This window comes from Mesorhizobium sp. (assembly GCF_017306585.1).
Lineage (GTDB): Bacteria > Pseudomonadota > Alphaproteobacteria > Rhizobiales > Rhizobiaceae > Mesorhizobium.
Genome location: NZ_JAFKIC010000081.1, coordinates 1 through 5627 on the forward strand (window position 1 = coordinate 1; position 5627 = coordinate 5627).

At 63.0% G+C, this 5627-nt stretch carries 6 protein-coding genes; 2 read left to right on the forward strand and 4 right to left on the reverse strand.

The features are described 5' to 3' along the window. From bmt to J0I79_RS02915, 3 genes are all read right to left on the reverse strand, one after another. Positions 1-592, reverse strand: a 592-nt coding sequence (gene bmt / locus J0I79_RS02905; RefSeq protein ID WP_292855224.1) for a betaine--homocysteine S-methyltransferase, incomplete at its 3' end; no start/stop codon positions are given. Positions 593-691: 99 nt separating this feature from the next. After that, positions 692-1294: an urea carboxylase-associated family protein gene (locus J0I79_RS02910; protein ID WP_292855225.1), complete on the reverse strand. Its 603-nt coding sequence runs from the start codon at positions 1292-1294 to the stop codon at positions 692-694. 52 nt (positions 1295-1346) lie between these two features. Continuing rightward, positions 1347-2204 carry a helix-turn-helix transcriptional regulator gene (locus J0I79_RS02915; protein WP_292855226.1) on the reverse strand — a complete coding sequence of 286 codons (858 nt, stop codon included), beginning with the start codon at positions 2202-2204 and terminating at the stop codon, positions 1347-1349. A 230-nt stretch (positions 2205-2434) separates the two neighbouring features. Here J0I79_RS02915 and J0I79_RS02920 point away from each other — a divergent pair, with 230 nt between their 5' ends. Then, positions 2435-3454 (forward strand): fatty acid desaturase, encoded by a 1020-nt coding sequence (locus J0I79_RS02920; protein WP_292855227.1) that lies wholly within the window; start codon positions 2435-2437, stop codon positions 3452-3454. Between the two features lie 93 nt (positions 3455-3547). Then, complete coding sequence (locus J0I79_RS02925) at positions 3548-4375, forward strand: PhnD/SsuA/transferrin family substrate-binding protein (protein WP_292855228.1); 828 nt, start codon at positions 3548-3550, stop codon at positions 4373-4375. Here the strand turns inward: J0I79_RS02925 and J0I79_RS02930 are convergent. Continuing rightward, positions 4340-5627: Xaa-Pro peptidase family protein (locus tag J0I79_RS02930; RefSeq protein WP_292855229.1), on the reverse strand; the 1288-nt coding region annotated here is incomplete at its 5' end. The genes J0I79_RS02925 and J0I79_RS02930 overlap by 36 nt on opposite strands.

Below are 5627 nucleotides of genomic sequence, written 5' to 3' on the forward strand. Positions count from 1 at the left end.
CATGGATATCCTTCGGCAGCAGCCCCATCATGGTGCGGCCGGCGGTGTCGAAGGAGCCGGTATAGGTGTAGGGCAGGCCGACGCGGATGGCGGCCTCGGCGGCGGCGCGGATTTCGTCGGGAGCCGACATGGTCTCGATCCACGCGACTTCGGCGCCGCCGGCTTTCAGGCCTTCGATCTGCTCGGCGAAGGCGTCGACCGCCTCGTCATAGGTCATGGCGCCGAGCGGCACCAGAAGCTCGCCGGTCGGGCCGACCGAGCCCGCGACGATCACCTTGCGGCCGGCCTTGTCGGCGACCGCGCGGGCAATCTCGGCGGCGCGCTTGTTCAGCGCATGCACGCGGTCCTGCGCATGATGCAGCTTCAGCCGGTGACGGGTGCCGCCGAAGGAGTTGGTGAGGATGATATCAGCGCCGGCATCGACGAAATTCTGGTGCAGGCTGGTGATGGTGTCGGGCGCGGTCTCGTTCAGCAGTTCCGGTGCTTCGCCAGCCTCCAGTCCCATGGCGAACAGATTGGTGCCGGTGGCGCCATCGGCCAGCAGCACGCCCTTTTCAGCCAGCAGCGCATCGATCGGATTGGTCTGGGACATCGGATTGGCTTTCGTTTTCGAATTCGAATAAGGATATAAAGAAGTCTTTATGTCCAGTCAATGATTTGCCATGGCGACCCGACCAGATTGAAGGCCTGTCTACGATCCGCTGGTGATCTCGACCTCGATCTCGGTGCAGATCCCGCCATTGGTCGGGTAGTAGTCGACCGAACAGGCGGTGACCACGAGAAGCAGGTCCAGTTCGGCGCGCAGCGTCACATTCCCGCCGGGCGGGTTGATCGAAGCCTCGACGATCAGCCTGCCGTCCGGTTGCGGCAGGGAATTCTGGAAGAGATCGACGGGGTCGGGTGCGAAGGGCAACGATATGCCCTCGGCGGCCAGCGCCTGCATCAGGTTGTCCCGGCAGTTCGGGTGGTTGGGGAAGCCGGCGCGCTCATAGAGCGCGCTGTCGCATGCGGGGTAAAGCATGTCATGCGGACCGGGCGATGCGTTCTCCACCAGCGTCAGCATCGGCCTGGCGGCCGCACTGTAGAAATGGTCGCCGATGGCGGGAAAAAGCCGCTCGGTGATGTCGCGGGTTTGCGACGTGCTCAACCAGTCGAGCGCCGGCTCGGTGGCGAAAGCCCAGAGATCGGCGACCTGCTGTCCCTTGGGGTCGATGATGCGGATGAGATCTCCACGCCTGACGCGCATGGAACGGCCAGATTGGGGAGGGACGAGGATGCGGCGCGGTTCTGACATGGGCTGTCCTTTTCGAGATGCGGAAAGCCCGAATGACCACGATTGCCGCCAATCAGACAGAGCCTGATGGGAACGACATGCCGGCCAGATTGCGCGCGAAGGCGGCTGCCTCGTGCGGGTTGATGTCGGCGGCGCGGATCAGATTGTCGAAGTGTTGGGTCAGCGCCTGGATCGGCTGGGTGGCGTTCAGCACCACATACATGTCGCCGACATAGATGGCCGCGCGATAAGGCCCGAAGATCGTCAGCGGGATCGAGTAGCGCATGCGGCCGTCATAGAGGAACAGCCGGAAGGTCGGGTAGAGATCGTCGAGCAGTGTCGCCATATGGGCAAGCTGCTGGCGGCGGTCGGATTCAGGAAAACGATCCCACACGCCGAGGCCGCGGGCGAAGATCTCCAGCGTGTGGCGCGGCATGCATACTTCCATGTCGGTTTCCGGGCGCCGGTTGTATTCGATGCGGTATTGCGTCTCGCTGGCCTGCGCCAGGCGGCTCCGGTTGGTTATGTTGGCCTCGTGATCGACCAGTGCGCGGGTCCGCAGCAGGTCGGGAATGCCGGCCGGCACGTAGCGGATCTTGGTGCCGGCGGCTTCCGCGAACCATTTGGCGAGCAGCGTGCGATCGAACCCGTCGGGCGCTTCCTCGATCTCCAGGCTTTCCCGGATCTCGCCGGTAACGCCTTCGTCCTGGCTCAAGCCCAGCAGCCAGTCGAGCGATACCTTGAATTCGGCTGCAATGTTGAGCAGCGTTTCGGCTCGCGGCAACCGGGTCGAAGCGCCCGACATGAGCTGCGACAGCGCCGAGCGGTCGATGCCGACGGCTGTCGCGAAGGCCGACTGGTTGAGGTCGGAGCGTGTCAGGAGCAGCTTCAGGCGCTCCCGAAAGATTGCCGACAGATCGCGTTTGTCCATCATCCGTCCTCACGTAACGGGAGGATAAATTTGCGCCGAAGCCAGGCGAAGGGGCTTCGCAGGCGTAAATGAATCCCTAAGCGTGTTTACAATGTGTAACATGTGCGGTCAAAAATGCGCAATCGCAACATTTTGTATACTTTGTCGCGTTGAGTGGAATCGTTTCTCCTGACACTATGCTGTCAGGAACCATTGGGGGTTCCGGCGACTGAGGGACAGTGGTCGATAGCATGGCAAGCATACCTGGCAAGAGCATCCGTAAAAGCAGCAAAGCGGCCGTCGAATGGCCGACCGTGGTCCTCGCTCTCTTCTGCTACGGCACCTGGTTTGCCGCCGGCTTCTTCCTCTGGCCATCCTATCCCATCCTTGCCCTCATCGTCATGGCGCTCACGCTGGCGCTGCAGTCCTCGATCATGCATGAGGTGCTGCACGGTCATCCGACCCGCAACGCTCTGGTCAACGAGGCCTTCGTTTTCCTGCCGATCGGCCTTACCTGGCCGTTCCGCCGCTTCAAGACCATCCATCTGCGCCACCATGCCGACGAGCGGCTGACCGACCCGCTGGATGATCCCGAAAGCTACTACCAGGCGCTCTGGATGCACGACTATATGCCGGCGTGGATGAAGTTCCTGCTCAAGGTCAACAACACCATGGCCGGCCGCCTGGTGCTTGGTCCGTGGCTGTCCTGCATCGGCTTCTTCATCGACGACGCCAAGCATGTGATCGCCGGCGACAAGGCGATCCGCAAGGCCTGGCTGCTGCATGCCATCGGTCTCGCCATCGTGCTGCCGATCGTTGAGTTCGGGTTCGGCATACCGCTTTGGCTCTATGTCCTGGTACCGGTCTGGCTCGGCCAGTCGCTGATCTCGATCCGCACCTATGCCGAGCATCAGTGGTCCGAGCATCCGGAAGGCCGCACGGTGATTATCGAGCGTTCGCCGCTGTCGTTCCTGTTCCTCAACAACAACCTGCATTTCGTCCATCACAAGAGCCCCACCGTCGCCTGGTACCGGCTGCCGAAGCTGTTTCGCGACCGGCGCGAGGAATGGCTGCGGATGAACAATGGCTATGCTTATCCGAACTATTTCGCGCTGGTCAAAGCCTATGCCTTCAAGGCCAAGGAGCCGATCGTGCATCCGGTGCTGCGGCGTTCGCCCGAACCGGGCAGGGCCTTCAAGCCGCGCGTGCGGGCGCGCAGCATCAATGGGCTTGGCACCGCGCCGGTCCCGGCCGAGCCGCCCAAGGAATAACATCAACTGATAACGCGATGCCGTGTCGGCCAAGTCCGATTGGGCGCCGCGTTTTTGCGATCCTTTCTCCAGACATGATGGTTTGATATCGGCATGAGCGGATTGATTGCGGCGTTGCCGATGTATGATTGGCCGGAAGTGCGCGGCGAGGTCGACGCGCAATGGGCGCTGTTGCGCGATGCGTTCCGGCAAAAAGACATTGAGGCTCCGCAAAAGATCGTGCGCCGCAATGGGGATCTGCCAGCCGTGCCTGGCGGCATCCATGACGCCGCCGGCGCGTCGATCGCGCCTGACCCCGCGACCTTGCCGCCTGACGAACTCGATTTTCACAAGCTCTGGCTTCACCCGGCGCTGCTCTTCGCGCAGACCTGCTGGGGACCGATGGAGCTTGGCCTCGCCAGCCATGTGCAAGTGGTCGGCCAGCCAAGCTACGACGCCTATGAAGGCGGGAAGGGCGAACTCTATTCCAGCGCGCTGGTGATGCGGACGGGTGAGGGACCAGAGGTTCGTTCGCCTTCCGACGGCAAGGCCCTGCTGCCACTCGACCTGATCCGTGGCAAGCGCTTCACCTTCAACAGCCTCGATTCCATGTCCGGCATCATCGCACTGACACGTGACCTGGAGGCGGCCGGCGAAACGCTGGATATTTTCTCTTCGCGCAGCGAAAGCGGCGGCCATCGTGGCTCGATCGTCGCCGTTGCCGAGGGCAGGGCGGATGTCGCCGCTATCGATTGCGAAAGCTGGGCGCTGGCGCAGCGTTTCGAACCGGCGGCGCGCAAGGTTGCGATCGTCGGCTGGACGGCCCGCCGTAAAGGACTGCCTTTCATCACCGCCAGGACGACGCCCGAAGACACGATCCAGGCGATGCGTGATGCTCTCGCGGGTCTAGCCGAGCAGCCGCGGGTCCAGCGGGTAGGTTGAAAGCTGCTCGTTGCCGGTCTCGGTGATCAGGATCTGTTCCTCGATCTTGACGCCTTCGCGCCCACCCAGCCTGCCGATATAGCTTTCCACGCACAGCACCATGCCGGGCTCGAGCACGCCGTCGGGCGTGTCAGCCGTCCAGTCACTGGCATGGGGTAGGGTCGGGTACTCATCAGCGAGCCCGACGCCGTGATAGAGCACGCCGTAGCGCGTCGGGAAGCAGTCGCCGGGCGGCACCACCGAGCGTTCGACAAGATCGCGAAACGAGATGCCCGGTTGCATAAGCGCCGTGTTGTGTTCGATCTGATCGGCGGCGATACGAAACAGGTCGCGCTGTTCATTAGTCGGCTTTGTATCGCCGCACAGCCAGGTGCGCGACAGGTCTGCGCAGAAGCCGTAAGGGCCGATCAGGTCGGTGTCGAAGGCGACGAGATCGCCCGCCTCGATGATGCGTGACGAGCACTCCTGGAACCATGGATTGGTGCGCGGACCCGACGCCAAAAGCCGCGTCTCGATCCACTCGCCGCCGCGCGCGATGTTGCCGCCATGGAGTTCGGCCCACAATTCGTTCTCGGAGATACCGGGCTTCAGCGCCTGTTCCATCTCGCCCATCGCCGCTTCGCAGGCGATGATCGAGCGCCGCATGGCGAGGATCTCGTCCGGCGATTTGATCAACCGGGCATTCTCCATCACCGCTTCGCCGTTGCCGATGGAAACGCCAAGGCGTGCGAGTTCCTCGACGCCTTCAGGATTGAGGTGATCGACGGCGATGCGGCTGTTGCCGCCGCCATGCTCTTTCACCAGATCGGCAATGCCGGCGGCCCAGCGCCGGACTTTCTGCTCGGTCAGTTCGCCGCCATAGAGATACATCCATGATACGGCCGGCCGCACCTCGTCGACGACGCCGGAATGGTCGGACAGGTGCTCGCAGGAGAAATAGTCGAAAAGCACCACGGGGCCTTCGGTGGCGACGAAACAGTGGCGGGTCGGGTTGTGCGCGACCCAAAGCTGCATGTTGGTGCTGTCGGTCGCGTAGCGGATGTTGACGGGATCGTAGAGCAGGGCGCCGGCATAGCCCCGGCGCTTCAATTCGGCGCGGATGCGTTCCAGCCTGTATGTGCGCATCGCGGGCAGGTCGGGCGCGGCAATGCCTGCCGCCGCCCATTCGGTTTCAGCCTGGGCACCGTAGCCCAGGACATGCTGGTTTAGCGAGGCCGCCTTCTCGCGCGAGGCCTCGCGCAGCGCCTCGATG